Raw genomic sequence first — 25,077 nt, 5'->3', positions numbered from 1 at the left:
TCTTGCGTGGGCGCGTGAAGAGCGCGGTAGCATGCCGCTCATGGACCCTACCCGACGCACGTTCGTCGCCACTGCCGGCACCCTGGTCGCCGGCGCCTGCCTCGCGCCGCTGCGCGTGGCCACCGCAGGAGACTCGAGAATGCACGGATTGATCGGCAAGATGACCGCCGCCGCCGGCAAGCGCGATGAGCTGGTCGCGATCCTGCTGGAGGGCGTGCACGAGATGCCAGGCTGCCTGAGCTACGTGGTCGCCCACGACCCCAAGGACGCCGACGCGGTCTGGATCACCGAAGTCTGGGACAGCGAGGCCAGCCACAAGGCCTCGCTGCAGCTGCCCGCGGTGCGCGCGGCCATCGCCCGCGCCATGCCGCTGATCGCCGGCTTCGGCGAGGGCGCGACCACCGTGCCCGTGGGCGGGCACGGTCTGGGCTAGACGGCCGCCGTCACCACAGGTTCTTGCCGTCGATCACCGTCACCGGGATCGCGTCCAGGTCGAAATTGTCGAGCAGGCGCGCGTTGATGCTGAGCTTGGGGTTGTCGAAATCCGGCTTGAAATCGACCCAGTCCGGGCTCACCCCGTAGGTGGTGCAGCCGCAAGTGGCGCAGAAGTGGTGGGCGATCATGCCGGTGTTCCAGCGGTAGGTCGCCACGTCCTCCTCCGGCGTGAGCAGGCGGAACTGATCGGGCTTGTAATAGGCCCAGAGCCCACCGCGCTTGCTGCAGTACGAACAGGTGCAACGGGTGACTTCGGTGGGGGCTTCGGTCACTTCGAAACGGGTCTTGCCGCAGTGGCAGCTGCCTTGCACGGGCATGGGCGGTGTCCTTGGTGGGCCAGGGGATCATGATCGCCGGGGCACGTGTCAGTTCCTGTCAGCAGCGGCCGCGCAACGCAGCGGTGCGTGAGGACCGTGTTGCGGGCCCGCCCGGCCGGCCCCATACACTGCCCCAACACTAACATCGGGAGCGGGCGATGGATTTGGGAATGGTCGGACTGGGCCGGATGGGCGCGAACATGGCGCAGCGCCTGGTGCGCGGCGGCCACCGCGCCGTGGGCTACGACCCCGGCGCCCAGGCGCGCGAGCGTGCCGCGCAGGCGGGCGTGGACGCGGTCGACAGCCTGCAGGCCCTGGTCGCGGCGCTGTCCGCACCGCGCGCGGTCTGGCTGATGGTGCCGGCCGGACAGGCGGTGGACGACACCCTGGCTCAGCTGCTGCCCCTGCTGGCGCCGGGCGATACCGTGATCGACGGCGGCAATTCCAACTACAAGGACAGCGTGCGCCGCGCCGAGCAGTTGGCGCAGGCCGGGTTGCACTACCTGGACTGCGGCACCAGCGGCGGCGTCTGGGGCCTGAGCGAGGGCTACAGCCTGATGATCGGCGGCGACGCGGACGCGGCGGAGCGGCTGCGGCCCTTGCTGGAAACCCTGGCGCCGACGCCGGATCGCGGCTGGGGGCGGGTCGGGCCCAACGGCGCCGGCCACTACACCAAGATGATCCACAACGGCATCGAGTACGGCCTGATGCAGGCCTACGCCGAAGGCTTCGCGATCATGCAGCGCAAGGCCGAGTTCGGCCTGGACCTGCACCAGGTCGCGCAGATCTGGCGCCACGGCAGCGTGGTGCGCTCCTGGCTGCTGGACCTGAGCGCCGACGCGCTGGGCCGCAATCCCACGCTGGAGGGCATCGCGCCCTATGTGGCCGATTCGGGCGAGGGCCGCTGGACCGTGGCCGAGGCCATCGACCTGGACGTGGCCGCGCCGGTGATCACCGCCTCGCTGCTGGAGCGCCTGCGTTCGCGCGAAAAAGACTCCTACGCCGACAAGCTGCTGGCGGCCATGCGCAACGAATTCGGCGGCCACGCGGTCAAGGCCGGTTGAGAGCGACATGTTGAACGCGGGCATGAGCGCGCCGCCGGGTGGCGGCCCCCGGCACGGCGCCGCGCGCGCCCTGGCCGGAGGACGCGCGACGGAACCGTCGCCGGAGGCCGCCGCAGTCGGCGCCGGGTGCGTGCGGGCTACGCCCGTGCGACCATCCGATGACAGTGCAGGGAGTCGCGTCAGCGTGCCTTCGTCGTTCGCTACTGAAAACGCAAGCCGGGCGCGCGCCGTGAACGCGTGGCGTCGCGCGCGCATGGCGGCGGTGTCGCTGCTGTTGATCGCGCTGGCCGCCTGCGCCAGCGCGCCGCCGCGCAACCCGCTGGCGCAGTGGCACGGCTCGCCCAACTACAACCCCCGCCGCGCGCAGCTGATCGTGCTGCACCACACCGACATGGACAGCGCACAGGGCGCCTTGCAAGCGCTGAGCACGCCCGCGCCGGGCCGCCAGGTCAGCTCGCATTACCTGATCGGCGCCGACGGCCATCTGTACCAGCTGGTGGCCGACCAGGACCGCGCCTGGCATGCGGGCATCGGGCGTTGGGGCGAGCTGGACGATCTGAATTCCGCCTCCATCGGCATCGAACTGGACAACGATGGCAGCGCGCCGTTCGCCGAAGCGCAGATCCAGACCCTGCTGCGTTTGCTGCAGGACCTGACCACGCGCTTGAACATCGCGCCGCAGGCGCTGGTCGCTCACGGCGACATCGCGCCCACGCGCAAGAACGACCCCAGCGCGCTGTTCCCGTGGAAACGCCTGGCCGACGCCGGCTACGGCCTGTGGCCGCGCGCCGATGCCGCCGCGCCGCCGGCGGGTTTCGATCCCTGGGCGGCGATGCGCCTGATCGGCTACGACTTGCGCGACCCGGCCGCGGCGCGGCGCGCGTTCCAGCGCCGCTTCCGCGGTCGGGAGTCCGAAGACTGGCTGCCGGGCGACGACGCGGTGCTCTACGATTTGCAACGCCAGCTCATGGCGATGCCCGCGCCTGCACCGTAAGCGCGCCACAGCGAATTGGGACAGTGATTCCCAGATCGCCGATTTTTCGTCGAAGCCAATAGCCGCGCGGCCTGCAGCGCATTGATCCGGTAGCGGAACGCTGACGCCGCAACGCGCGCATTTATCGCCGGCTCACGCGTGCGTAGCGTGCCGTCTTCCGCGCCAGCCGCGCCGCCCACCGCTTTCCCTTCCGCGTACCGCACCCGCCGCAGCCGTGCTGCTGCGTCGTTGGCGGGCGCCCGTGACGGAGTCTCCCGTGCCGTTGTTCCCCATCCTGTTGTTGTCGGCCGCCGGTTTCACCGTGCTGACCACCGAGTTCATCCTGGTCGGCCTGTTGCCGCCGCTGGCGCGCGATCTGGGCGTGAGCATTCCCCAGGCCGGCTTGCTGGTGTCCTTGTTCGCTTTTGCCGTGGCCGCCAGCGGTCCGTTCCTGACCGCCTACTTCTCGCGCTTTGAGCGCAAGCGTTTGTTCGTGATCGTGCTGGTGCTGTTCGGCCTGTCCAACGCCGCCGCGGCGTTGGCGCCCAATCTGGGCGTGATGGCGCTCGCGCGGCTGATCCCGGCCTTGGGCGTGCCGGTGTTCTGGGCCCTGGCCAGCGAAACCGCGGTGGACCTGATCGGCCACGAACGCGCCGGCCGCGCGATTTCGATCATTTCCTTCGGCGTGATCTGCGCCACCGTGCTCGGCGTGCCCATCGGCACCCTGATCTCGGACGCCTACGGCTGGCGCATCGCCTTCGCCGCGCTGTCGGCGGTGGCCTTCGCCAAGGCCGCCCTGCTGCTGTGGTTCCTGCCGGGCCAAACCCGGCAGCAGGACGCGCTGCCGTTGTCGCAGCAGTTCCGGGTGCTGCGCGATCCGCTGCTGGTGGGGCATGTGGCATTGTCGGTGGTGCTGTTCACCGGCATGTTCACCGCCTACACCTATCTGGCCGACATGCTCGAACGCCTGGCCGGCTTCGACGGCCGCTGGATCGGCTGGACCCTGATGGCCTTCGGCGCGGTCGGCCTGATCGGCAACAGCCTGGGCGGGCGCATGGTCGACCGCCATCCGATCCGCGCCTCGCTGATGTTCAGCGCACCGATGGCACTGGGCCTGATCGCGGTGGTGCCGGCTGTCGGTTCCATGGTGGGCCTGATCCTGGCGCTGGCGCTGTGGGGCGTGACCCAGGCGGCGCTGTTCCCGGTCAGCCATGTGCGGGTGATGAAGGCTGCGCCGGGCGCGTCGGCGTTCGCGGCGTCGTTGAACGTGTCCGGCGCCAATCTCGGCATCGGCGTGGGCGCGCTGATCGGCGGCCGGGTGATCGATGCGGTCGGCGTGGGCGGCTTGGGCTATGCGGCCGCGGCCATCGTCGCGGTGGCGATCGCGCTGTCGCTGTGGCTGATGGCGGCGCAAGCGCGCGCCGCGGCCGATGCGGTGGCCGACGCCGAATCATGCGCGGACGGCGCGACTTGACCGAATCTGGCGGCAACGCCGTGCGCGGGTTTCACCGCTGCGAGCTCGCTTAGGATCGAAACGCCGGCCACGCGCCGGCGGGGCGACCGGGGACGCGCACGCCTACTCACGACAGGACGGACGCGCCGGTGGTCCGGCCTCTTAGCAGGCAGGGAAACCATGCGCGCTTTTCGCTTCAGTCCGATGTTCGCCAGTGTCATTCTCACCGCGGCGCTGTCCGCGGCTTCCGTGGCCGCTGCTCAGGAAGCGGCTCCCGTCGCTGCATCCGAAGCCGCAGCCGAGCGCCCCGCCGACGAGCGCATGGTCTGCGAACGGGTCAAGGCCATCGGCAGCAACAAGGTCGAGCGCGTGTGCAAGACCGCCGCGCAGCGCGCCGCGGAACGCGAATCGTCGCGCGCCAGCCGCGAGAACATGAACCGCACCATGGAGCAGCGCAACGTCTGCGCCAGCGCGAGCTGCGCCGGCTCGCGCTGAGCGGGATCGATGGCGGCCCCGGCCTGGCCGGGGTCGCCGTTACGGCGCCTGTTGGGGCTTGCGCCGCAAGGCGTACACGCCCGCGCCGACCACCAGCGCCACCGCCGCGGCGATCAGGTTCTCGATGCTCGCGCTGGCCAGCAGCCCCAACGACAGCAGCGTGGCCAGGATCGGAATCAGCGGCCCGCCCGGCAGACGCAGCGCGCCGGGGCGATCGCCGTGGCGGCGGCGCAGCACCAGCACCGACACCGCCGTGCCCAGATAGGTGCACAAGCGCGAGACCACGGACAGCAGCGCCAGCTGCACGAACGAACCCGACAGCGCCAGCACCAGCGAAATCAGGCCGATGCAGAGGATCGCCACCACCGGCGTGCGGAAGCGCGGATGGATGGCCGCCAGCGCGCGCGGCCCGTAGCCGTCGCCGGCCAGCGCCAGCAGGTAGCGCGGCGCCATCATCACCGTGTTGCTGTTGGTGCCCAGGATCGACACGCTCGCGCCTACGGTCAGCACCAGCGCCAACCAGCCGCCGCTGAAGCCCGCGGCCGCGTCGGCCAGCGGCGTCTTCGACTGGGCCAGGCCGGGCAGGGTGCCCATGGCCACCCATTGCACGGCGAAGTAGATCGCGGTCACGCAGGCGATCATCGACAGCAGCGCGAACGGCACGTCGCGTTGCGGGTTGCGGTATTCGCCGGCGGCGGCGGGCAGGTTTTCGAAGCCGGCATAGGCGAACAGCAACAGCAAGGCGGCCTGCCCCAGGTCGCGCAGCGGAATCGCGTGGCCGCCGAGGTCGCCGGCCGCGTCCACCAACAGCAGATCCACGTGCGCCGCGCCCAAGGCCACGAACAACAGCAGCGGCAGCACCTTGGCGATGGCCAGCACCACGCCCGCGCGCGCGGCGCTGCGCACGCCGACCACGTTGATCAGCACCAGCAGGCCCAGCGATCCGGCGACCACCGCCACGCGCCCCGCACCTTCGGCCGCGCCCGGCCAATAGCGCGCGATCGCCTCGGCCAGACCGTTGCTGAGCGCGGCCGCGGTGGCGATGCGGGTCAGCAGCAGCATCCAGCCGACCTCGAAACCGATGAAGGCGCCGAAGGCCTCGCGCGCATACAGGTAGCCGCCGCCGGGCTGGTCGAAATAGCTGGCCGCCTGCGCGTAGCACAGCACCAATAGGCTCACCGCCACGCCGGCCAGCAGCACCGCCCACAGGCTGGACGGGCCCAGCAGCAAGGCCGCGGTGGCCGGCAGCAGATAGATGCCGCTGCCGATCACGTCGTTGATCGACAGGCCCAGCAACTGCCAGCGGCTGACCGCGCGCAGGGTGCCCGGGGCGGTGGCGGCCGGCGGCGCGGCGCGTTCGGTCGGAGGGGGCGTCACGGCGTCACCGGGCTGGGGCGTAGCCGGCAGAGTGCCCCAGGCGGCGGCCGGGAATCCAGCGCCGGCCGTTGGCTGCCGATCACGATGGCGGCGCTACTATCCGCAAGCTTCGGCCCGCCCCCGGCGGGCCGCCCCCCAAAGGAGACCGACCATGCTGAGAGCGCTGATCCTGTCCGCCGCCATCGTCGCGGCCCTGGCCGCGTGCAAGCCCGGTATCGATGCAGCCGTACCGGCGGCCGAACCCGCCGCGCCCGCGGACGCCACGGCAGCGGCTCCCGCGCCTGCGGACGCCGCGGCGGCACCGGTTGCCGCCGCACCCGCACCCGCAACGCCTGCCGTGCAGGCGCCCGAGGCCGCCGAGGCCGCGTCGCAGGTGAACCAGTCCATCGAGCAGGTGCTGGGCGATCCCGCGCAGTACGAGCCGGCGATCCGCGCGTTTCAGAGCGCCGTGGCCGCGCACGATGCCGCCGCGGTCGCACGCATGGTCGAGTATCCGTTCGCCGCCACGCTCGACGGCAAGCAGACCCAGATCAAGGACGCCGCCGCGTTCGCCGCGGCCTACGACCGCATCGTCACGCCCGAGATCGCCCAGGTCATCGCCAAGCAGAACTATGCCGAGCTCGCGGTCAGCGGCAAGGGCGTGATGTTCGGCAACGGCGAGGCCTGGATCAACGGCATCTGCCGCGACAACGCATGCAAGCAGGTCGACGTGCGGGTCGTGGCGATCCAAGCGGGAGCGGCGAATTAACCAGCGCCTGCCCCTGCCGGCCGTGCTGCTGCTGGGCGTCGCGCTCACGCTGGCGTACGCCGGCGACGCGCACGCGCGCAAGGTCTACCGCTGCGTGGGCCGCGACGGCACGGTGAGTCTGTCCACCGCGCCGGAGCCGGGCTCGCGCTGCGAAGCCAAGGAGTTCGACGACAACGTCGCCAAGGTGCCCAACCTATGGGGCTCGATGGGCGTCATCAACGGCACCTTGTACGAGCGCCAGCAGGACGGCCAGACCGTCTACAGCACGCGCAACCTGCCCGGTTCGATCAAGGTGCTGTCCTTCACCGTGGAAACGCCGCCGGGCGAGCCCGCGCATGTGGGCCTGGGCAACATCGGCAAACCGCAGTTGGACAAATTCGCCGCACACTTCCGCACTGCGGCCAAGGCCAACGGCGTCGACGACGCCTGGCTGCGCGCGATCGCCCACGCCGAGAGCGGCTTCAATGCCGCCGCGGTGTCGCCCAAGGGCGCGCAGGGCGTGATGCAGCTGATGCCGGCCACGGCCAAGGAATACGGCGTGACCGATCCGTTCTCGGCGCAGGATTCGATCAACGCCGGCGCGCGCCATCTCAAGAGCCTGGTGCGCCGTTACAAAGGCGACCTCACCTTGGCCGCGGCGGCCTATAACGCCGGCATCGGTGTGGTCGCACGCTACGGCGGCGTGCCGCCGTACCGCGAAACCCAGGCCTACATCGCCAAGGTCCAGGCCCTGCATGAGAGCTACCGAAGCGCGCTGGCCGCGCAGCCGGCGAAGTCCAAGCGCGGCAAGAAGCGCTGAGGGCCTAGGCCACCGCGGCCTTGTGCGCTTCGAACGGCAGCGGCGTGGCGCCGCTCTGGGCGACGATGCGCGGCTCGGCGGCGGTCAGCAATTCCTTGCTGCCGTCCACCACCACCAAAATGCGGCCGGCCTCGATCTCGTCGTGGAACTTGCGCCGGATCGGATCGGGCAGCGATGAACCCACCAGCGCCGACGCCCAGCAGCCGACCATGGCCCCGGCCATCGCCGCCGCCGCTGCGCCGGCCAGGGTCAGGGCGATGGGCGTGGCGGCCACCACCGCCAAGCCCGCGGCCAAGCCGGCCGCGCCGCCGATGCCCGCGCCGCGCAGCGCCGCCGGCATCAGGTCGGTATCGGCTTCCTTGCGATCGTTGGGAATGGACTCGAGCTCGATGTCGGAACGTGCGATCAACAGGATGTCGTCGTTATGCACACCGGCGTCGCGCGCGGCGCTGACCGCCGCTTGCGCGCTGTCGAGATCGGGCGTGCTGAATACATGGCGGATCTTCATGCGGCCTCCTGACGGTGGCCGGTGCGCATCCACGCCGCGCACCGTGCGGGTGGGCGGCCGGATCGCGTAGAGGTTACGCCCGGCCGTCGCGGCGAGCTTGCTAGCGTCGAGGTTACTGGGGTGTGACGGCCGCAGTGTTAACGTTGAGGCACAGCTATCGGAGGTCGCCATGCAGCCCTATGTAGAAGTGTCGTGTCCGTATTGCGGCGAGACCATCGGCCTGGTGCTGGACGCCAGCGCAGGCGACCAGTCCTACATCGAAGACTGCCAGGTCTGCTGCCGCCCGATCACGGTAACGGTGGCCTTCGACGAAGAGGGCGAAGTAGACCTATCCGTCTCCGCCGAAAACGACACCTGATCCGCCCTGCTTTGGGGTAGGAGCGGCGTGAGCCGCGACCGGTTCCCCCTAGATCAAAAGCATTCGCGCTACGCGCTCACCCCCTCACCCTAACCCTCTCCCGCAGGCGGGAGAGGGAACCAAAAGCGATGCCGCTTGCAGCCTTTAGCCCCTCTCCCGTTTACGGGAGAGGGGTTGGGGTGAGGGCGCGCGAACCGTCACCCTCGGGTCGTCACCCACGCCCGCCCCCACAACCCGCTCCCGTATCATCCCGACAAACAGGAGCCCCCATGCCCGCCCAGCCCCGCGCAGCCAACACCGGCGAAGGCGCCGTACTATCGCTACGCGCCTTGAACCGCGCCCTGCTGCAGCGGCAGGGCCTGCTCGAACGCACTGGCGCGTCGCCGGTGGCGATGATCGAACAATTGGGCGGCCTGCAAGCCCAAGCGCCCAACCCGCCTTACCTGGGCCTGTGGTCGCGCCTGCGCGACTTCCGCCCCGAACGCCTCACCGAGCTGATGCAGCAACGGCAAGTGGTGCGCGCCACCATGATGCGCGGTACCCTGCACCTGGTCAGCGCCGCCGATTACCTGGCCTGGCGCGCCACGCTGACGCCCATGCTGCAGCGCCTGTTCCTGCACAGCGACCAAGGCAAGGCGGTCAAGCACATGGACCTGCAGGCGCTGAGCCTGTCCGGCCTGGAACTGCTGTCCGCGCAAGCGCTCAACGCCACCGCCCTGGGCGCCGCGCTGCAGGGCCGCTGGCCGCAGGGCGATGCCTCGGCGATGGCGCGTTGGGTACGCGGTGTGGCCGCACTGGTGCATGTGCCGCCGGCTGGGGTCTGGGATTCGCACCAGCAGGCTTGCTTCGCACCAGCGGCCCAATGGCTGGGCCAAAGCCTGGCCGAAGCCGACGCCGCCGATGCCATGGTGCTGCGCTACCTGGCCGCGTTCGGTCCCGCCAGCGTGCGCGACATCGCCACCTGGTCCGGCCTGCAAGGCGTGCGCGCCATCGTCCAGCGCCTGCGCCCGCAGTTGCGCGGCTACCGCGGCCCCGACGGCGAGGAACTGTTCGATCTGGCCGACCGGACGCTGCCGGACGCCGACACCCCCGCTCCCGCGCGGCTAGTCGCCGATTTCGACAATCTGCTGCTCGCCCACGCCGACCGCACGCGCGTGCTCGATGCCCGCCACAAGGACGCGGTGTTCACCCGCAACGGCATCGTCCGCGCCACCGTGCTGCTGGACGGCTTCGTGCGCGGCACTTGGAGCCTGCAGCGCGAGCCCGGCGCGACATCCGTGACCATCGCGCCCTTCGCCGCGCTGAAGAAACCCGAGCGCGCCGCGCTCGCCGCCGAAGCCGAACACTGCCTGGCCACTTTCGCGCCCGGTGTAACGCACGAAATACGCATCGAATCGGCCTGAGCGGCACCGCGATGCGGTGCGCCATCGAATGCAAACGCATACATCAGCCCATGCGTGCACCGCCGCATTCGTAAACGTTGTGTTTGGTTCAGCCACATCCGGCATGGTCGTGCGCCGCGCAAAGCCGCGCTACGTCACGTTTCGACGCCGCAAGCGGTGGGCGCCTAACCGCATTGCCGCGGCCAGTGGTTAAGCGAACGTAGCTTTAACGCTCGCAGCGCGCGATCGGTTCAGACGTGCCTGGGCAAGGTGCAGTCGTGCGGTGGCCCCCAAGCAACACGACACCTGCGCAGCACATCAACTCCAGGAGAGATCGCCCCATGAATACCCTGTCCCGCAAGTCGCTGATCGGTGCTTTCGCCCTCGCCGCCGCGCTGTCCGCGCCGATGGCCTTCGCCCAGGAAGCCGAGCAGGCTCCGCCGGCCGATCAGGCGCAGAGCGCCGACGCCGCCCAGACCAGCGACCCGGCCGCGACTCCGGCTACGCCTGCCGCTCCGGCGGCCACCGCCGCCGCTCCGCAGAAGAAGAGCTGGAACGACGTGGACGCCGACAAGAACGGCAGCCTGAGCAAGGCCGAGGCCGAGGCCGTGCCGGCGCTGACCCAGGTCTTCGACAAGGCCGACAGCAACGCCGACGGCGCGCTGACCGCCGAGGAATACAAGGCCTACGTCGCCAAGGCCCAGACCGGCAAGACCGGCCAGCACGGCGGCTAAGCGCAACATCGCTACCGTTTACAGGGGTGTGGACTCCCCTGCGGAGGAAGGGCGGCTACGGCCGCCCTTCCTGTTGCGGTATCGGCCCAGCGCGCCGGCGCGGCATAATGCGCGCATGAACCGCAACGACTCGGCCGGCATCCGGCTGGTCGGCTTCGACGCCGACGACACCCTCTGGCGCAGCCAGGATTATTTCGACGAAGCCCAGCTCGACTTCGAACGCATCGTCGGCGGCTACGTCGACCTGCACCAGTCCGGCGCGCTGCAGCGCTTGTACGAGACCGAGAAGCGCAACATCGCCCTGTTCGGCTACGGCGTGAAGGGCATGGTGCTGTCGATGATCGAGGCGGCGGTGGACATCACCCAGCAGCGCATCAGCGCCGCCGACCTGCACCGCATCGTCGAGCTGGGCAAGGACTTGCTGCGCCACCCGGTGGAACTGCTGCCCGGCATCCCCGAGGCGGTGCGCGAGATCGCCTCCGAATTCGACGTGGTGCTGATCACCAAGGGCGACCTGTTCCACCAGGAAGCCAAGGTGCGCCAGTGCGGCCTGGCCGACCTGTTCCGCCGCATCGAGATCGTCAGCGAGAAGGACGCGGCGACCTATGCGCGGCTGTTCGAGGAATTCGGTCTGCCGCCGCAGCAGTTCGCGATGATCGGCAATTCGCTGCGCTCGGACATCGCGCCGGTGCTGGCCTTGGGTGGCTGGGGCGTGCACATGCAGTACCACACCACCTGGGCGCACGAGAACGAGGCCGAAATCGCCGCCGACGAGCCGCGCCTGCGTCGCGTGGACGGCGCCCCCGCGCTGCCGGCCGCGGTCCGCGAATTGGCGCTCGCCGCGCTCGCCTGAACGCCCGACGACGGCCGCCCAACGGCGGCTGAGCGAAACCCGCCGCCAGCGTCCGGATTACAAACGCGTTCACCCTCGCGGTCGCATCGTCGCACCGTGCCCGCAATGGTGCGGGCGATGAGGAGAACGAGATGAGCGCACTGACCCGATGGCTCGCCCCGGCTGCCCTGGCCGCCGGTCTCGGCGCGGCCGCGCTGGCGCCGGCGACCGCGCGGGCCCAGAGCGACGACGACCTGGCCCGCGTGATCGTGAACGTTGCCGACGTCATCATGCGCGGCAACACGCCGTACTACCGCTACGGCAATTACGGTTACGACGACCGCCTGATCGTGGTTCGCGACCGCTACGGCCGCCCCACCTATTACCGCAACGTGCCGCGTCACTCGCCGCCGTACGGTAACGCTTACGGCTACTACAACAACCGCCCCTACAACCGGGCGAACTGCAACAAGCACGGCAAGTGCAAGACCGAGTACTACGACGCCCGTTACGACCGTCGCTACGACAACCGCTATTACGACGCCCGTTACGATCGCCGCTACGACAACCGCTACTACGATCGTTACGACCGCCGCTGGCGCGACGACGACTGATGCACGACCGGCCGGCGCCGCACTTGCGGCGCCGGCCTCGCGTGCGGCCGCAGCCGGCCGCCGCATTCGGTGCTAGCCTGCGCCCCTGTCCGCCCGGAGCCGCTCCTATGAAGCCCGATCCCATGAAGCCTTTGCTGCTCAGCGCCCTCATCGCCTTCGCCGGCCTGGGCGCCGCATGGGCGCCGCCGGCCCAGGCCGAAAACCCGACCTGCAAGCTGCGCTTCAACCTGGCCGGCTGGTCGGCGTTCTACAAGACCTATTCCGGCAGCGGCACGGTCAGCTGCAGCAACGGCCAGAGCATGGCGGTGAAGATCAGCGCCAAGGGCGGCGGCCTGAGCTTCGGCAAGTCGCGCATCGACAACGGCGTGGGCGAGTTCGCCGGCGTGCGCAGCATTTCCGACGTGCTCGGCAGCTACGCCACCGCCGAGGCCCATGCCGGCGCGGTCAAATCCAGCAAGGCCCAGGTCATGACCAAGGGCGAAGTCTCGCTGGCCCTGGCCGGCAAGGGCGAAGGCTGGGATCTGGGCGTGGCCTTCGGCAAGTTCACCATTTCGCAGTGAGGGCCGGCATGGACGGCGACCGCACCCGCATCGCGACCCCATCGCCCCTGCGCCGCCGCCTGCGGCTGCGCGCCATGGCGCTGTTCGCCTCGCTGGCGGCGTTGTTCGGCGTCGGCCAGAGCTGGGCGCAGGACTACGCCTTCGGTTGGGATCCGCGCAGCGGCGATGCCTGGGTGGACACCTGGCTGGGCGACATCAACCGCTACGGCGGCCGCTACCGCGAACCCTTCGTCGACGAGATGGTGCGCAACTATGGCGCGCCGCGCGACCTGGTCAACGATCTGCTCGGCAGCCGCCGCTGGGCGCCCGGCGACGTCTACTACGCTTGCGCCCTGGCGCAGGTGCTGGGCCGCCCCTGCCGCTATGTGGTCGACGAATGGGAGCGCAGCCATGGCGAAGGCTGGGGCGTGGTCGCGCAGCGCATGGGCATGAAACCCGGCTCGCCCGAATTCCACCGCCTCAAGCGCGGCTTCGTCCCCACCTACGACCGCTGGGGCCGCCCCATCACGATCGACAGCGAACTGCGCCGCGACTTCCCCAACCGGCCCACGGTCAAGAGCCAGCGCCCGCCGGCTTCGGCGCGCGTGGGGCAGGGCAGGGGCCCGGCCAAGGCGCAGCCGCCCGGCAAGGCCAAGGGCCAAGGCAAGGACTGAGCCGCGCGCCGTATGATCGGCGCATGAGCGAACCATCGAACATCCCCAGCACCGACGGCGTCCGCGTCGTCGACTACGCGCCCCAATGGCGCCAGGACTTCGCCCGTCTCAACCTGGAATGGCTGGAGCGCTGGTTCGTGGTCGAGCCCATCGACCGTGTCGTGCTCGGCGATCCGGAGACCCACCTGCTCGCCGACGGCGGCCGCGTGCTGTTCGCGGTCAACGCCGCCGGTCAGGCCTTGGGCACCGTCGCCCTGAAGCATCATGGCGACGGCATCTATGAGCTGACCAAGATGGCCGTGGACAGCCGCCTGCGCGGCGGCGGCATCGGCCGGCTGCTGATGCTGGGCGTGCTCGACGCCTACAGCGGTCTCGATGGCCGCGAACTGTTTCTGGAGTCCAGCACCAAGCTGGCGCCCGCGCTGAAGCTGTACGAAAGCGTCGGCTTCCGCCACTACCCCGCACCGCGCCCCGGCTCGCACTACGTGCGCGCCGACGTGCACATGATCTGGCACCGCCCCGAATAGGGCAGCGCCCATCACCGACGGCAGTCCCGGAGTCCGTCATTCCCGCGAACGCGGGAATCCAGCGCTCGCGGTTCGCTCTCGCTCCTGGCCCACCGTCATTCCCGCGAAGGCGGGAATCCAGCATTCGCCGTCCGGCCTCACTCCTTACCCCGCTTGTTATCCATCGGCCGCTCATTCGGCGGCGGATCATCGGCATTGGCTTTGCCGCCGTTATGCGTGGCCATCGCCGCATGCGCGGCATCCATCTCCGCCGCCGTCACCTTACCGTCGCGATTGGCATCCATCTGCTCGAACATCTTCTTCGCCCCCGCCGCATGCTCCTCGGCGGTGATCACCCCATCGCGATCGGCATCGATCACCGCGATCTTCTCGGCCGAGGTCATCGGCTTGGGCTTGGGCGTTTCCTGGGCCAGGGCCGGCGTGGCGAGCAGCGCGAAAGTGGCGGCGAGAAGCGGGGTACGGATCTGCAGTCTCATGGCGAACTCCTGAGTCGTTCCCACTGCAGTTCTAGGTTCTCCCGTAGCCCATGACGTCGTCGTGTATGCCCGCCTTCGGTTGGCGCATCTCAACCAAGGTCTAGGCACTGGGGGGAAGATAGCCTTGTCAAGAATTTATCTTTAAAATCAATAGCTTGATGGATCTGCGGCGTCTTGAATGCCCAGTAAATATTCGACGAAATTTGCGACCTGAGTCTTCACAGGGAACTATGCGGGGCGTTCAAAAGTGTATACTTTGATCGCCTATGTGTTTAGTTGGGTGAAAAATGATCAACAAGGAAGGCGTGCTGCGTTCTGCCCCTCTCTACTTCGTGTTATGCGGAGTTCGATTTAAGTTACGAGAGTCACTTCCTTCTTGGATTGGCGCCATTCAGGATCGTTTGTATGCGGACTTTCCCCGCCTGAGTCGAGTTCGTCAAAGTCCGGCGGCCGGCGGAATGGAGCTTGCTATTGACCCACCGGACTTTGATCCGGCGCAACCAGGTGCTGCCTTCCTTTTTACCAGTGGTGACCAGTCCACTTCGATTCAGATTCATAAAGGAGGCTTGACGGTCTTCACAAGGTCGTATCTGCACTTTGATCAGTTCGCGGCGAGCGTGTCATCTGCCGTTGATGCGATTTTGACCTCCTCTAATTTCTTGGAAGTCGAAACAATCGGTATCAGGTATTTGGACTACATTCGTCCTAGAGATGGCGAGCGTCTCTCTCAGTACATCGATGCTGGTCTTCTGCCTTTCCTACCCTCCTGGGAGGGCTGGAATGGTGAGGTTCTGACTGGTACCAGTTCAAGTACCTACAGGATTGGAGATGACAAGCTCACCGTCCGATTTGTAGGGGCAGGGCACCCAGTGGTTCCAGCTGATCTGGCGCTTGCTTTTCTGTCGAATGTCAGTGTCGAGGACGGAGCCTTCACGAACCCAATTCCTGTAATGGTCGGGCAGCAGGGTGCTTTAGATATAGATGCCGTAAAAAATGGATTTTTGCTAAATGCCGGAGATGTGAGACAAGTTGAGGATGAAGTGCGACGGCTTCATTGTCTAGCAAATCAGTTTTTCCGCCAGGTCTGTAGTGATCATGCATTCTCCAGATGGGAAGAGGAGTCTTTATGAGTCAGACAGCGCAGTCTTTTGTTATTTATAGGAATTTAGAGGGGCAGCAGGCAATTAAATTTTTTGTTCCTTCTGCTGACCCTACTAAGAGTTCCACAACGAGTGCCGCGCTTGGATTCGGTTGCGCAACCTTGCTGGGTGTGGCATTCGCTGGTGGTGTGATGGCGGGAGTTAGTGCTCCAACCAGTCCTGTTGTGCAGATAGAAAACAAGGCTATCCCTCATCTATTGAGATCTAGTAAGGAGGCAGCGCCTCATGCAGATCCTGATGGCGCTTCGCCAGATCAATGGGTTCAAGACATTGAATGGATAAGGTTTCAGTCAGATATTAGCGTTACGGCGCTGGCAGGTCTTTTTAATGTAACTAGAAAGACGTTTTATGGATGGATGAGTGGTGAGGTTGTGCCGCGTTCGCATCGCATTGTCCGTATAGCTGCTCTGCGCACAGCACTTTCGCTGCTGCCCACGCGTGAAGAGCGAAACGCCGTCTTCGGGCTGCTGGATCGAAGAACCGGCTCCAGGGTGACGATTAGGGATATGCTTGCATCGAATTCGGAAGAAGACGGCGTGCTGGATCAGCTGACGGATGCGATTAAGGAATTTGATCTACACATTCAGAAAGGGGCGGCGAGAGCCAAAAGAACTGGAGTCAAGTCCAGGGCTTACGAGTCTGAGTTCCCAGCAGCCTGAAGAGGGCTTTGACGTTGCGCTAATTGTTCGCAACGGCTGGTGGCAGGGCTCCGTTCTGCAACTTCCTGAAAATCACAATGAGCCTCATTTTGAGGGTCACTCATGTTGGTTGCTCGCGAGTCAGACGTGCAATGTTCAGAACCCGGACATTGATCGAGTGCCCTCGGTCGAGTTCATTCGTGCTCGTCCGCTTGACACGAGTGAATACAACGATGGGCTAACAAATGGCGCAAATCCGCGGCAGCTCCATGTGGAGGCTGCCGGCGCCGATGGTCGAAAAGTGCTTCTCAGCCTTAAGATTGAAGAGCGAATCTGGGTGCCGCGGATGCACTTGGCGCGTCTGATACCCAATGGTTTTAGGCTAGAAGATTCAGAGGCAGACATCACCAAAAGAGCAAAAGAGGCGTTCTCCGCATGGCTTGCGCGTAGCTACGTTCGGGTCGAGCTGCCGAATGATTTCGTCGAATTGTTCCAAAAAACAAAGCTTAAGAAATTTTTCGCCGATATAGCAAAGAAATACACGCACTATGTCCAGGGTATTTATTTGGATATCCGTCCTCAGTCTGATGCTTCGGAAGCGATCTATTCGCCCACTCAGGTGGCCCAATTTGTGGGCCCGTATAGGCTGCATGTCACTGTTGTAGTTCAGGATCCAGATGTGATGGAGGCAATTGAAAGCGATCTCGCTGGTTTAGAGGAGGAGCGAGTTCCTGTGCCTGGAGGTAAGGTCTCTCGGATCGCTGCAGCGACAGCCGAGGGAATGGAGCTGACCACGGACGTGGTTACGATCGATGGCTGGACTGTTCGAGATTTGATGGGAAGTATTCGTTTTACCGATTGGGACCATCTTTCCACTTTTGAAGAAAGTGGACCCTAATCCAGGCCGTTTAATGGTGCGAGTGTCTCGGCCCGTACAATGCTGTCATGACAGCACCACCCTCGATCCCACTCGCCCAACTCCGCCTCTCCGTCGCCCCCATGATGGACTGGACCGACACCCAGTGCCGGGTGTTCCACCGTGCGCTTGCTCCTAACGCGCGCCTCTACACCGAAATGGTCCACGCAAACGCCGTGATCCACGGCGACCGCGCGCGCTTGCTGGCGATGGACCCCGTCGAGCATCCGGTGGCGTTGCAGTTGGGCGGCAGCGAGCCGGAGCTGCTGGCGCAGGCGGCGCGGATCGGGGCCGAGTACGGGTTCGACGAGGTCAACCTCAATTGCGGCTGTCCGTCGGACCGGGTGCAGGCGGGGCGGTTCGGGGCCTGTCTGATGCGGGAGCCGGCGTTGGTGGCCGAGTCGGTGGCGGCGATGGTCGCGGCCTGTCCGGTGCCGGTGACGGTGAAGTGCCGCTTGGGCGTGGACGACGATCAGCATTACGAGGTGTTCCTGGCTTTCATCGAGCAGGTGGCGGCGGCGGGCTGCGGCATGTTCGTGGTGCACGCGCGCAATGCCTGGCTCAAGGGGCTGTCGCCGAAGGAGAATCGCGAGGTGCCGCCGCTGCGCTACGACTGGGCCTACCGGCTCAAGCGCGACCGGCCGGACTTGCAGGTGATCGTCAATGGCGGCATCGCGACGCTGGAAGACGCGACCGAGCACTTGCGACACAGCGACGGGGCGATGCTGGGCCGCGCGGCTTATCACGATCCTTATTTGCTGCACCGGCTGGACGTGGCCTGGTTCGGCGGCGAGCTGCGCAGTCGCGCCGACTTGCTGCGCGGGCTGCGTCCGTACGTCGAAGAGCAGCTGGCGCGCGGCGTCTATCTGAAGCACATCACGCGTCATTTGCTCGGCCTGTTCCATGGAGAACGCGGCGGGCGCGCGTTCCGGCAGGTGCTCAGCGAGGGCGCGCACAAGCCCGGCGCGGACTGGTCGCTGATCGAGCGCGCGCTGGCGCTGACCGAAACCCGGGCCGACGCAGCTTGATCGGGCGCGACACAACCGCCTTCTTGGCCGTCGCTCGCGAGGCCGCGCCGGATTTCGGCCCTGCCACGGCGCGTGCGGCGTTCCTGGTCGCGCCCGACGGCTTCGCCCGCGCCGAGCAGTCGGCCGACGACAATCGCTACATGGCCGCGGCCGAGGCCTTCGATGCCGGCCGCGCCCAGGACCAGCACCGCGCCCTGCACCGGGCGCTGTCGACGGTGCTGCCCACGGTTTGCTTCGCCGGCGATCCGGACACCCCGGATGCGCTGTTCCCGAACAACGTCTACGCCACCGCGCCGGGCCGCTATTTGGTCGGGCGCATGCGCCACCCGGTGCGGCAGCGCGAGGCCGGGCGCGCCGATATCCGCGCGTTCTTCCGCGACGTACTGGGCTACGCGGAGCACGATCTGTCCCGGCAGCCGCACCCCTGCGAGCTGACCGGCGCCCTGGTCATCGACCGCGCCCGCGGCCTGGGCTACTGCGGCCTGTCCGAGCGCTGCGACGAGACCGGGGCCAGGCTGATGCACGAGGCCCTGGGCCTGCGCGCCACCCTGCTGTTCGACCTGGCTCCCGGCGAGTACCACACCAATGTGGTCCTGGCGGTGCTGGCCGGCCGCGCGGCCCTGGTCTGCCCGAACGGCTTCGCCGACGCGGCCGTGGTGGCCGCCATCGCCCAGGTCTACGGCGCCGGCACGGTGATGCTGTCGCCGCCGGAGCATGCGGCCTTCGCCGGCAACGCCATCGCCCTGTCCGCCGACCGGGTCTGGATGAGCGCCGCGGCCGCCGCGGCCCTGACCCCGGCCAGCCGGGTGGCCCTGTCGGACGCCGGCTTCGCCGTGGCCGAGGTGGCGCTGGACGCGATCGAGGCCGGCGGCGGTTCGCTGCGCTGCTGCGTGGGCGAGATCTACTAGCCGGGGCGGGGCACTGGTGCGCCTGGTGGGACAGTCGCGGCCGGGGCAGGGGCTGAACGTCCGCTGCGGGCGGCCAAGGTGTAAAGAAAAAGTTCAGACCGGATTCACCGCCCCGTTTCGAGAATGCCACCTCATTCAGCGCGGCTGCGCTATTGTTCCGATGCCATAAGCCCCGAGGTCCCATGCCGTCCCTGTCCGCCCGCCTGCTGGCCCTGCTCCTACTCGCCGCCCTTGCGGCCGGGACCGGTGCGGCCTGGGCGCAGGATCGGGGTCGCGGCCAGGGCCAAGGCCAGGGTCGCGACCGCGACCGCGACGACGGCCATGACCGGCACGAGGGCCACCGCGCGTTGTCCGATGCTGTACGCCGCGTCGAACGCGAGAGCGGCGGCGGCCAGGTGCTCAGCGCCGAGCGCGTGCCCTTCGACGGCCGCGACGTCAGCCGGGTCAAGGTCGTCGACCCCAGCGGACGGGTCCGTGTCTACATGGACGACCCGCAGCAGGGCCGCAACCGTCGCGACGACGGCCGTACACGCGGCGACGACAACGACAACGACTAACCTCTAGGTTTAGAGGACGCGCTCCGGCGCGGTCGACTCAAATAAGGGAGTGCCCATGCGAATTCTGCTGGTCGAAGACGAAGCCCCGCTGCGCGAAACCCTGGCCGCGCGCCTGAAGCGTGAGGGCTTTGCGGTGGACGCCGCTCAGGACGGCGAAGAAGGCCTGTACATGGGCCGCGAAGTCCCGTTCGACCTCGGCATCATCGACCTGGGCCTGCCGAAGATGTCCGGCATGGAGCTGATCAAGGCCCTGCGCGACGAAGGCAAGAAATTCCCGGTGCTGATCCTGACCGCGCGTTCGAGCTGGCAGGACAAGGTCGAGGGCCTGAAGCAGGGCGCCGACGACTACCTGGTCAAGCCCTTCCATGTGGAGGAGCTGCTGGCGCGGCTCAACGCCCTGGTCCGCCGCGCGGCGGGCTGGAGCAAGCCGACCCTGGAATGCGGCCCGGTGATGCTGGACCTGGCCGCGCAGACGGTCAGCGTCAGCGGCACCAACGTGGACCTGACCAGCTATGAGTACAAGGTGCTGGAGTACCTGATGATGCACGCGGGCGAGTTGGTCTCGAAGGCCGACCTGACCGAGCACATCTACCAGCAGGATTTCGACCGCGACTCCAATGTGCTGGAAGTGTTCATCGGCCGCTTGCGCAAGAAGCTGGACCCGGACGGCGCGATGAAGCCGATCGAGACCGTGCGCGGCCGCGGCTACCGCTTCGCCATCCCGCGCAGCGGGGACTGACGGCGGCCTGCGCCCGACGGGCGCGGGCGTCGGCTAGTGCATGCGGCTGCACGCGATGACAACCGATCCACACCTGCCGGGCGCGAACGAGGTTCGCGCCCGGTTTTCGTTCGTCTGCACGGGGCGTGACGCATGAGCTGGGGCCAGCCGCGTTCGCTGCGCGCGCGCCAGCTGCTGGCCGCCAGCCTGGGCCTGCTGGCGTTCCTGGCCCTGGCCGGCTACGCGCTGGACCGCGCGTTCCTGGACACCGCCGAGAACAATCTGCGCGAGCGCCTGCACGGCTATGCGCTGGCCTATGCGGCCAAGGGCGACTTCGACCGCAGCGGCGAGTTCGTCGAACCCTACGAGCCCATCGACCCGCGCTTCGATCAGCCCGGCAGCGGCTTGTACGCCGAATTGGTGCTGCCCAATGGGCATTGGGATTCGCCCTCGGCGCAGGGCCCACTGCTGCCGGCCGCGTCCATGCTCAGGCCCAGCGAGCGCCGCTTCGAAGGTCCGCTGCCGATCACCGAGATCAACGGCAGCGTGGGCGAGGCCTACCGCTACGGCATCGGCCTGACCTGGGCCGCCGGCGGCGATCCGCGCGCGGAATTCCCGTACACGATCTACATCCTGGAGAACACCACCTCGCTGCGCGGCCAGGTCGCAGTGTTCCGCGAGGCGCTGTGGCGCTACCTGGGCGGCGCGGGCGTGATCCTGCTGCTGCTGCAGGCGCTGATCATGCAATGGAGCCTGCGCCCGCTGAAGCGCGTGATCGAGGAGCTCAAGCGCGTGCAGCGCGGCCTGGCTTCGCGCATGAGCGAGCGTCACCCGCGCGAGCTGGAGCCGCTGACCGAAAGCATCAACGCCTTCATCGAGAGCGAGCGCGAGAATCTGGACCGCCAGCGCAACACCCTGGCCGACCTGGCGCACAGCCTGAAGACGCCGCTGGCCGTGTTGCGCGCGCGCCTGGACGACAACGCGCCCGACGCGGAGTTGCGCGAGGACGTGGACCTGCAGTTGCGGCGAATGAACGACCTGGTGTCCTACCAACTGGCGCGCGCGGCCTCGGGTGGCCATGCCCTGTTCGCCGCACCGGTGGCGATCGAGCCGCATGCCGAGCAGATCGTGCGCGGGTTGGAGAAGGTGTACGCGTCCAAGGGCGTGCTGTGCGAATTCGAGGTGGCGCCGGGCGTGCAGTTCCACGGCGAGCCCGGCGACTTGCAGGAACTGTTGGGCAACCTGCTGGAGAACGCGTTCAAGTGGGCGCGCTCGCGCGTGCTGCTGACGGTGATGCCGGGCGAAACCGCGCCGAACCGCCGCCCCGGTCTGTTGCTGGCGGTGGACGACGACGGCCCCGGTATTCCGCCGGACAAGGTGGCGCTGATCCTGCAGCGTGGCGTGCGCGGCGACGAGCGCGTGCATGGGCACGGCATCGGGCTGGCGATCGTGCAGGACCTGGTGCGCGGGTATCGCGGGACGCTGGATGTGGTGCAGTCCGAGGAGCTGGGTGGGGCGCGGTTCGAGGTGAAGCTGCCGCCTGGGCTTTGAGAAGCAAAGGCAAGGGCGAATCCCCCCTAGCCCCCCTTTTTCAAAGGGGGGAACTAAAGCGGGCGGCGAACGATTTGCGAATCCCCATCGACGTACCCCCCTTTTGAAAAAGGGGGGCTGGGGGATTTGCTTTTGCTGCTATCCGCTCAAGCGAACGGCGACGGCCCATACAAGCGCCGCAACTGCGCCGCCACCGTCGGCAAGGCCTCCTGCAGCAGCGCCGGATCGCTGAAGTGGTACTCGGTGGCCACCGCGAAGAATTCCTCCGGCGCTTCGGCCGCGTAGGAATCGATCAGGGTCTCGCGGCCGGAATCCACTTCGTCGACGAAGCCGTCGTACGCCGCCTGGAACTCGCGCGCCCATTCGCGCTGCCATTCGCGCGGCAGCGGCGGGGTGCCGTCGAGCACGCCGTCGAGCACGTCGAGCTTGTGCGCGATCTCGTGCGCGGCCACGCAGTAGCCCGCGCGCGGGTCGGCGCAGTCGGCCAGCACGTCGGCCCAGGACAGCACCACCGGCCCGGCTTCCCAGGCTTCGCCGATGAGCTCGTCCTGCCATTCGTGCAGCACGCCGGCCGCGTCGATGTGGCTGCGGTTCACCCGGAACGCATCGGGGTAGACGATCAGCTGCGACCAGCCGCGCAGGCCTTCGGCGCCGAACTCCAGCAGCGGCAGGCAGCACAGCGACGCGAGCATGCAGCGCTGCTGCGCGCTCAGCGTGAGCTCGCCGATCGGGCTGATGGTCTTCTCGTGCAGGAAGCGCGCCGTCAGTTCGCGCAGCCGCGCTTCGCGTTCGGGTTCCAGCACGCGCGCCCACGGCACCGCGTCGGGCGTGGCGCGCCACAAGGTGTCGTCGATGGCCGGCGGTCGGCGCAGGCGGCGCAGCAGATCGAACAAGGCGGGCAGGGCGATGACGGAAGGAGCGACAGGCTAACCGCTGCCGCGCCGCGGCGCACGGCCGCAGCGTTCTTCGTCAGGTTCTCAAGGTACCGGCCGAACGCTCAGCTCAGCGGAACATGCCCGGCAGGAAGTTGTGCCAGCGCGGCGACTGCAGGCGGCCGTTGTTCTCGTCGCTGTGCACCGTGGGCTTGGACTTGGCATCGCTGCGCGCCGGCGCGGTGGTGCGCGTGGCCGGACGCACGGTGTCCTTCTTCTGCGAGGCGGTTTCCGGGCAGCTTTCGTTCGGGCTCAGCTTGACCTCGCGCGCGGCGACGCTCGCGCTGGCGAGTGCGATCAGCAGGCACAGGCAGATCCGTAGCATGGCGGAATCCTCGAAGGACCTGGCACTACCGTCCCCAGGCAAGTCCGGACTATAGCGCGAAACCGCGACCGCCGTTGCGGCCGGCCGTGCTGCGCCGCAGCAGGTCCCGACGGGCGGTTGCGGCAGACTCCGCGCCATGAACCTGCGCCCGCCCCTGACCGCGCCGGCCCTGCGCCGGGCCCTGATCGCCGGGGCCCGGCGGGTCATCGCCAGCCGCGACGGCCTGAACCGGATCAACGTGTTTCCGGTGGCCGACGGCGACACCGGCAACAACCTGGCCCACACCCTGGGCAGCCTGCTGAACGGGGCCCTGAGCCGGCGCAGCCGGCACATCGGCGAGCTGCTGCTGCGCATCGGCAACGATGCCATCGACGGGGCGCGCGGCAATTCGGGGGCGATCCTGGCCCAGTTCCTGCACGGCGTGGCCGAGCACGCGCGCAGCCAGCCGGTGCTGGACGCGACCACCCTGGCCGCCTCGGTGCGGCGCGGCGCCGACAGCGCCCGCGCGGCCCTGGCCCAGCCGGTGGAGGGCACCATCCTCAGCGTGATCTCGGCCTTCGCCGACGCCCTGGACGAGGCCGCGCGCGGCGCCGAAGGCGGCGACCCGCGGCCGGGCTTCGCCAGCGCCCTGGCCAGCGCGCGGGTGGCGCTGGCGCGCACGCCGCAGCAGATGGCGCTGCTGCAGAAGGCCGGCGTGGTCGATGCCGGCGCGCAGGGGTTCGTCGATCTGCTCGAGGGCATCGCCGAATTTGTCGACGGCGGGCCGCGCGCGCTGCGCGTGCACGGCGCGGCCGCGGCCGCCAACGAGGCGCCGGCGCCGGCCGATGCGCACCCCGCGCACGAGCACGTCGATCCCGAGCGGCGCTGGTGCGCCGAATGTCTGGTGCTGGGCGAAGGCATCGAGCGCGACGCGCTGCGCGCGGCGATCGAGGCGGTGGGCGCCGATTCGCTGGTGTTGGCCGGCGGCGCCGCGCGCATGCGCGTGCATGCGCACGTGGGCCGCCCGCAGCAACTGTTCGACGCCTGCGCGGGCCATGGCGCGGTCGAAGGCATGAAGGCCGACGACATGCTGCTGCAGCAGCGCAGTACCGAATCCGGGCTGCGTCTGGCGGTGCTCACCGACAGCGCCGCCGACCTGCCCGAGACGGTGCTGGAACGCCATGCCGTCCACGTGGTGCCGGTGCGGGTGAGCGTGGACGGCCGCGATTACCTGGACAAGGTCGGGCTGACCACGGCCGAGTTCTACCGGCGCATGGCGGCGTCGGCGGATCTGCCCAAGACCAGCCAGCCGCCGCCGGGCGATTTCCGCCGGCCCTTCGATTTCCTGCTCGCCCACCATCCGCAGTTGATCTACGTGGGCCTGTCGCGCGCGGTGTCGGGCACGCTGCAGTCCGGCGAGCACGCCGCCGCGCGCGCCGATGCGGCGCGCGTGCACGTGTTCGACAGCATCAACGCCGCCGGCGGCCAGGCGCTGCTGGCCTGGCGCGCGGCCGAACTGGCCGAGGCCGGCGCCGACCTGGCCGCGGTGCTGGCCGAACTGGAGCGGCTGCGGCCGCTGACCCTGACCTGGGCGATGGCGCGCGACATCTCGCACGCGGTGCGCGGCGGCCGCATTCCGGCCTGGGCCGGGCCGGTGGTGCGCTACAGCGGCCTGACTCCGGTGGCGCGGATGAAGGCCGACGGCCGCCTGGGCGTGGCCGGCGGCTTGCTGGCGCGGCGCAGCGCGCCGGAGAAGTTCGCCGGCTACGTGGCCCGGCGCCTGCCCGGCGGCACGCGCTGGCGCGCGATCGTCGGCCACTGCGATGCCCACGACGACGGCACGCGCCTGCTCGAATGCCTGCGCCGGCGCGTCGAGTTGAGCGAGGCGCACCTGGTCGAAACCGGCCCGGCGATCGGCGCGCACGCCGGCCGCGGCGCATTGCTGGTGTCGGTGCAGCCGGCGCCGTGAGCGCGGCGCGCGCCATCGGCCGCGCCGCTCG

The 25,077-nt window shown here is 68.3% G+C and carries 30 protein-coding genes; 24 read left to right on the top strand and 6 right to left on the bottom strand.

Annotated features, from left to right (window positions below; all coding sequences use genetic code 11):
* Window positions 1-40: 40 nt before the first annotated feature.
* The gene (locus DX914_RS13335; RefSeq protein ID WP_231118268.1) at window positions 41-433 is read left to right on the top strand and encodes a putative quinol monooxygenase; all 393 of its coding nucleotides are present in this window, start codon (window positions 41-43) and stop codon (window positions 431-433) included.
* Between the two features lie 10 nt (window positions 434-443).
* Here DX914_RS13335 and DX914_RS13330 read toward each other — a convergent pair whose 3' ends face one another.
* The gene (locus tag DX914_RS13330; RefSeq protein WP_115859604.1) at window positions 444-812 is read right to left on the bottom strand and encodes a GFA family protein; all 369 of its coding nucleotides are present in this window, start codon (window positions 810-812) and stop codon (window positions 444-446) included.
* Between the two features lie 158 nt (window positions 813-970).
* On the opposite strand from DX914_RS13330, the gene gnd reads away from it, so the two are divergent.
* The 4 genes from gnd (at window position 971) to DX914_RS13310 (ending at window position 4,797) form a co-directional block, all read left to right on the top strand.
* On the top strand, window positions 971-1,876 hold the full coding sequence (gnd, locus tag DX914_RS13325) for a phosphogluconate dehydrogenase (NAD(+)-dependent, decarboxylating) (protein ID WP_115859603.1): 906 nt from the start codon (window positions 971-973) through the stop codon (window positions 1,874-1,876).
* A 253-nt stretch (window positions 1,877-2,129) separates the two neighbouring features.
* Window positions 2,130-2,870, top strand: coding sequence for an N-acetylmuramoyl-L-alanine amidase (locus DX914_RS13320; RefSeq protein WP_115860192.1), 741 nt, complete (start codon window positions 2,130-2,132; stop codon window positions 2,868-2,870).
* Between the two features lie 256 nt (window positions 2,871-3,126).
* Window positions 3,127-4,323 (top strand): MFS transporter, encoded by a 1,197-nt coding sequence (locus tag DX914_RS13315; protein WP_115859602.1) that lies wholly within the window; start codon window positions 3,127-3,129, stop codon window positions 4,321-4,323.
* A 183-nt stretch (window positions 4,324-4,506) separates the two neighbouring features.
* Complete coding sequence (locus DX914_RS13310; protein WP_115859601.1) at window positions 4,507-4,797, top strand: hypothetical protein; 291 nt, start codon at window positions 4,507-4,509, stop codon at window positions 4,795-4,797.
* A 39-nt stretch (window positions 4,798-4,836) separates the two neighbouring features.
* On the opposite strand, the gene DX914_RS13305 is transcribed toward DX914_RS13310, so the two are convergent.
* Window positions 4,837-6,174 (bottom strand): APC family permease, encoded by a 1,338-nt coding sequence (locus tag DX914_RS13305; protein ID WP_115859600.1) that lies wholly within the window; start codon window positions 6,172-6,174, stop codon window positions 4,837-4,839.
* Window positions 6,175-6,325: 151 nt separating this feature from the next.
* On the opposite strand from DX914_RS13305, the gene DX914_RS13300 reads away from it, so the two are divergent.
* Together DX914_RS13300 and DX914_RS13295 are read left to right on the top strand one after the other, a co-directional pair.
* On the top strand, window positions 6,326-6,922 hold the full coding sequence (locus DX914_RS13300) for a hypothetical protein (RefSeq protein ID WP_147300670.1): 597 nt from the start codon (window positions 6,326-6,328) through the stop codon (window positions 6,920-6,922).
* Window positions 6,923-6,947: 25 nt separating this feature from the next.
* Entirely contained in the window at window positions 6,948-7,721 is a 774-nt protein-coding gene (locus DX914_RS13295; protein ID WP_425480697.1) for a lytic transglycosylase domain-containing protein, read from the top strand.
* A gap of 4 nt (window positions 7,722-7,725) precedes the next feature.
* Here the strand turns inward: DX914_RS13295 and DX914_RS13290 are convergent, their stop codons facing one another.
* Window positions 7,726-8,229 (bottom strand): hypothetical protein, encoded by a 504-nt coding sequence (locus DX914_RS13290; protein WP_115859597.1) that lies wholly within the window; start codon window positions 8,227-8,229, stop codon window positions 7,726-7,728.
* Between the two features lie 169 nt (window positions 8,230-8,398).
* On the opposite strand from DX914_RS13290, the gene DX914_RS13285 reads away from it, so the two are divergent.
* The 8 genes from DX914_RS13285 (at window position 8,399) to DX914_RS13250 (ending at window position 13,889) form a co-directional block, all read left to right on the top strand.
* A complete protein-coding gene (locus tag DX914_RS13285) occupies window positions 8,399-8,587 on the top strand; it encodes a CPXCG motif-containing cysteine-rich protein (protein WP_115859596.1) in 189 nt (62 codons plus the stop codon).
* 269 nt (window positions 8,588-8,856) lie between these two features.
* A complete protein-coding gene (locus tag DX914_RS13280; protein ID WP_158549291.1) occupies window positions 8,857-9,990 on the top strand; it encodes a winged helix DNA-binding domain-containing protein in 1,134 nt (377 codons plus the stop codon).
* Window positions 9,991-10,310: 320 nt separating this feature from the next.
* Window positions 10,311-10,703, top strand: a complete 393-nt coding sequence (locus tag DX914_RS13275) for an EF-hand domain-containing protein (protein ID WP_115859594.1) — start codon at window positions 10,311-10,313, stop codon at window positions 10,701-10,703.
* Between the two features lie 115 nt (window positions 10,704-10,818).
* A complete protein-coding gene (locus DX914_RS13270; protein WP_115859593.1) occupies window positions 10,819-11,556 on the top strand; it encodes an HAD family hydrolase in 738 nt (245 codons plus the stop codon).
* A gap of 131 nt (window positions 11,557-11,687) precedes the next feature.
* A complete protein-coding gene (locus DX914_RS13265; protein ID WP_115859592.1) occupies window positions 11,688-12,149 on the top strand; it encodes a hypothetical protein in 462 nt (153 codons plus the stop codon).
* 134 nt (window positions 12,150-12,283) lie between these two features.
* A complete protein-coding gene (locus DX914_RS13260) occupies window positions 12,284-12,709 on the top strand; it encodes a hypothetical protein (RefSeq protein WP_115860190.1) in 426 nt (141 codons plus the stop codon).
* 8 nt (window positions 12,710-12,717) lie between these two features.
* A complete protein-coding gene (locus tag DX914_RS13255; RefSeq protein WP_115859591.1) occupies window positions 12,718-13,362 on the top strand; it encodes a hypothetical protein in 645 nt (214 codons plus the stop codon).
* A gap of 23 nt (window positions 13,363-13,385) precedes the next feature.
* On the top strand, window positions 13,386-13,889 hold the full coding sequence (locus DX914_RS13250) for a GNAT family N-acetyltransferase (RefSeq protein ID WP_115859590.1): 504 nt from the start codon (window positions 13,386-13,388) through the stop codon (window positions 13,887-13,889).
* A 137-nt stretch (window positions 13,890-14,026) separates the two neighbouring features.
* Here DX914_RS13250 and DX914_RS13245 read toward each other — a convergent pair whose 3' ends face one another.
* Window positions 14,027-14,365: an EF-hand domain-containing protein gene (locus DX914_RS13245; protein WP_115859589.1), complete on the bottom strand. Its 339-nt coding sequence runs from the start codon at window positions 14,363-14,365 to the stop codon at window positions 14,027-14,029.
* Between the two features lie 287 nt (window positions 14,366-14,652).
* Here DX914_RS13245 and DX914_RS13240 point away from each other — a divergent pair, with 287 nt between their 5' ends.
* The 8 genes from DX914_RS13240 to DX914_RS13215 all read left to right on the top strand — a co-directional run bounded on the left by DX914_RS13240 (window position 14,653) and on the right by DX914_RS13215 (window position 21,841).
* Window positions 14,653-15,495 (top strand): TIGR04255 family protein, encoded by an 843-nt coding sequence (locus tag DX914_RS13240; protein WP_115859588.1) that lies wholly within the window; start codon window positions 14,653-14,655, stop codon window positions 15,493-15,495.
* Complete coding sequence (locus tag DX914_RS20050) at window positions 15,492-16,184, top strand: hypothetical protein (RefSeq protein ID WP_147300669.1); 693 nt, start codon at window positions 15,492-15,494, stop codon at window positions 16,182-16,184. The genes DX914_RS13240 and DX914_RS20050 overlap by 4 nt, the downstream gene beginning before the upstream one ends.
* A gap of 157 nt (window positions 16,185-16,341) precedes the next feature.
* Window positions 16,342-17,061 (top strand): hypothetical protein, encoded by a 720-nt coding sequence (locus DX914_RS20045; RefSeq protein WP_147300668.1) that lies wholly within the window; start codon window positions 16,342-16,344, stop codon window positions 17,059-17,061.
* A 47-nt stretch (window positions 17,062-17,108) separates the two neighbouring features.
* Window positions 17,109-18,107 carry a tRNA dihydrouridine(20/20a) synthase DusA gene (gene dusA / locus DX914_RS13235; protein ID WP_115859587.1) on the top strand — a complete coding sequence of 333 codons (999 nt, stop codon included), beginning with the start codon at window positions 17,109-17,111 and terminating at the stop codon, window positions 18,105-18,107.
* Between the two features lie 23 nt (window positions 18,108-18,130).
* Complete coding sequence (locus tag DX914_RS13230; protein WP_231118266.1) at window positions 18,131-19,015, top strand: arginine deiminase-related protein; 885 nt, start codon at window positions 18,131-18,133, stop codon at window positions 19,013-19,015.
* Window positions 19,016-19,197: 182 nt separating this feature from the next.
* Complete coding sequence (locus DX914_RS20735) at window positions 19,198-19,572, top strand: hypothetical protein (RefSeq protein ID WP_331250650.1); 375 nt, start codon at window positions 19,198-19,200, stop codon at window positions 19,570-19,572.
* 55 nt (window positions 19,573-19,627) lie between these two features.
* Window positions 19,628-20,311, top strand: a complete 684-nt coding sequence (locus DX914_RS13220) for a response regulator transcription factor (protein WP_115859585.1) — start codon at window positions 19,628-19,630, stop codon at window positions 20,309-20,311.
* A 132-nt stretch (window positions 20,312-20,443) separates the two neighbouring features.
* Window positions 20,444-21,841 (top strand): ATP-binding protein, encoded by a 1,398-nt coding sequence (locus tag DX914_RS13215; protein WP_115859584.1) that lies wholly within the window; start codon window positions 20,444-20,446, stop codon window positions 21,839-21,841.
* 146 nt (window positions 21,842-21,987) lie between these two features.
* On the opposite strand, the gene DX914_RS13210 is transcribed toward DX914_RS13215, so the two are convergent.
* Together DX914_RS13210 and DX914_RS13205 are read right to left on the bottom strand one after the other, a co-directional pair.
* The gene (locus tag DX914_RS13210; RefSeq protein ID WP_115860188.1) at window positions 21,988-22,725 is read right to left on the bottom strand and encodes a M90 family metallopeptidase; all 738 of its coding nucleotides are present in this window, start codon (window positions 22,723-22,725) and stop codon (window positions 21,988-21,990) included.
* Window positions 22,726-22,843: 118 nt separating this feature from the next.
* Entirely contained in the window at window positions 22,844-23,098 is a 255-nt protein-coding gene (locus DX914_RS13205) for a hypothetical protein (protein ID WP_115859583.1), read from the bottom strand.
* A gap of 136 nt (window positions 23,099-23,234) precedes the next feature.
* Here DX914_RS13205 and DX914_RS13200 point away from each other — a divergent pair, with 136 nt between their 5' ends.
* Window positions 23,235-25,046 carry a DegV family protein gene (locus DX914_RS13200; RefSeq protein ID WP_115859582.1) on the top strand — a complete coding sequence of 604 codons (1,812 nt, stop codon included), beginning with the start codon at window positions 23,235-23,237 and terminating at the stop codon, window positions 25,044-25,046.
* Window positions 25,047-25,077 lie beyond the last annotated feature (31 nt).

This window comes from Lysobacter silvisoli (assembly GCF_003382365.1).
Classification (GTDB): domain Bacteria; phylum Pseudomonadota; class Gammaproteobacteria; order Xanthomonadales; family Xanthomonadaceae; genus Lysobacter; species Lysobacter silvisoli.
This window is presented reverse-complemented; position numbering and strand designations above follow the sequence as displayed.

Coding starts and splice junctions, on each gene's coding strand:
- DX914_RS13335 (WP_231118268.1), top strand. CDS start 41: ATGGACCCTACCCGACGCACGTTCGTCGCCACTGCCGGCACCCTGGTC.
- DX914_RS13330 (WP_115859604.1), bottom strand. CDS start 812: ATGCCCGTGCAAGGCAGCTGCCACTGCGGCAAGACCCGTTTCGAAGTG.
- gnd (WP_115859603.1), top strand. CDS start 971: ATGGATTTGGGAATGGTCGGACTGGGCCGGATGGGCGCGAACATGGCG.
- DX914_RS13320 (WP_115860192.1), top strand. CDS start 2,130: ATGGCGGCGGTGTCGCTGCTGTTGATCGCGCTGGCCGCCTGCGCCAGC.
- DX914_RS13310 (WP_115859601.1), top strand. CDS start 4,507: ATGTTCGCCAGTGTCATTCTCACCGCGGCGCTGTCCGCGGCTTCCGTG.
- DX914_RS13300 (WP_147300670.1), top strand. CDS start 6,326: ATGCTGAGAGCGCTGATCCTGTCCGCCGCCATCGTCGCGGCCCTGGCC.
- DX914_RS13290 (WP_115859597.1), bottom strand. CDS start 8,229: ATGAAGATCCGCCATGTATTCAGCACGCCCGATCTCGACAGCGCGCAA.
- DX914_RS13285 (WP_115859596.1), top strand. CDS start 8,399: ATGCAGCCCTATGTAGAAGTGTCGTGTCCGTATTGCGGCGAGACCATC.
- DX914_RS13280 (WP_158549291.1), top strand. CDS start 8,857: ATGCCCGCCCAGCCCCGCGCAGCCAACACCGGCGAAGGCGCCGTACTA.
- DX914_RS13275 (WP_115859594.1), top strand. CDS start 10,311: ATGAATACCCTGTCCCGCAAGTCGCTGATCGGTGCTTTCGCCCTCGCC.
- DX914_RS13270 (WP_115859593.1), top strand. CDS start 10,819: ATGAACCGCAACGACTCGGCCGGCATCCGGCTGGTCGGCTTCGACGCC.
- DX914_RS13265 (WP_115859592.1), top strand. CDS start 11,688: ATGAGCGCACTGACCCGATGGCTCGCCCCGGCTGCCCTGGCCGCCGGT.
- DX914_RS13255 (WP_115859591.1), top strand. CDS start 12,718: ATGGACGGCGACCGCACCCGCATCGCGACCCCATCGCCCCTGCGCCGC.
- DX914_RS13250 (WP_115859590.1), top strand. CDS start 13,386: ATGAGCGAACCATCGAACATCCCCAGCACCGACGGCGTCCGCGTCGTC.
- DX914_RS13245 (WP_115859589.1), bottom strand. CDS start 14,365: ATGAGACTGCAGATCCGTACCCCGCTTCTCGCCGCCACTTTCGCGCTG.
- DX914_RS13240 (WP_115859588.1), top strand. CDS start 14,653: ATGATCAACAAGGAAGGCGTGCTGCGTTCTGCCCCTCTCTACTTCGTG.
- DX914_RS20050 (WP_147300669.1), top strand. CDS start 15,492: ATGAGTCAGACAGCGCAGTCTTTTGTTATTTATAGGAATTTAGAGGGG.
- dusA (WP_115859587.1), top strand. CDS start 17,109: ATGACAGCACCACCCTCGATCCCACTCGCCCAACTCCGCCTCTCCGTC.
- DX914_RS20735 (WP_331250650.1), top strand. CDS start 19,198: ATGCCGTCCCTGTCCGCCCGCCTGCTGGCCCTGCTCCTACTCGCCGCC.
- DX914_RS13220 (WP_115859585.1), top strand. CDS start 19,628: ATGCGAATTCTGCTGGTCGAAGACGAAGCCCCGCTGCGCGAAACCCTG.
- DX914_RS13215 (WP_115859584.1), top strand. CDS start 20,444: ATGAGCTGGGGCCAGCCGCGTTCGCTGCGCGCGCGCCAGCTGCTGGCC.
- DX914_RS13205 (WP_115859583.1), bottom strand. CDS start 23,098: ATGCTACGGATCTGCCTGTGCCTGCTGATCGCACTCGCCAGCGCGAGC.
- DX914_RS13200 (WP_115859582.1), top strand. CDS start 23,235: ATGAACCTGCGCCCGCCCCTGACCGCGCCGGCCCTGCGCCGGGCCCTG.